This window comes from Lachnoanaerobaculum sanguinis (assembly GCF_033242365.1).
Lineage (GTDB): Bacteria > Bacillota > Clostridia > Lachnospirales > Lachnospiraceae > Lachnoanaerobaculum > Lachnoanaerobaculum sanguinis.
In genome coordinates this window covers 1-376 of record NZ_BTHK01000064.1, presented here as the reverse complement: position 1 = coordinate 376, position 376 = coordinate 1, and the positions used below count along the sequence as shown (strand labels likewise).

Genomic DNA, 376 nt, shown 5'->3' with positions numbered 1-376 from the left:
AAAAACAGTAGATCTGTGAAAACAGATGCAAGCTAGCGAGAAGGCTAGATTAAACTTTTATATGAGAGTTTGATCCTGGCTCAGGATGAACGCTGGCGGCGTGCTTAACACATGCAAGTCGAACGAAGCTGCCTGGAGGAAGTTTTCGGATGGAATTTAGGTAGACTTAGTGGCGGACGGGTGAGTAACGCGTGGATAACCTGCCTTATACAGGGGGATAACGGAGAGAAATTTCCGCTAACACCGCATAAGACCACAGCACCGCATGGTGCAGGGGTAAAATATTTATAGGTATAAGATGGATCCGCGTCCGATTAGCTAGTTGGTGAGGTAAAGGCCCACCAAGGCGACGATCGGTAGCCGGCCTGAGAGGGTG

The 376-nt window shown here is 49.2% G+C and carries 1 rRNA gene; it reads left to right on the top strand.

Annotated features, from left to right (window positions below):
- Positions 1-57 precede the first annotated feature (57 nt).
- A 16S ribosomal RNA gene (locus SBH76_RS13540) occupies positions 58-376 on the top strand; the annotation flags it as partial.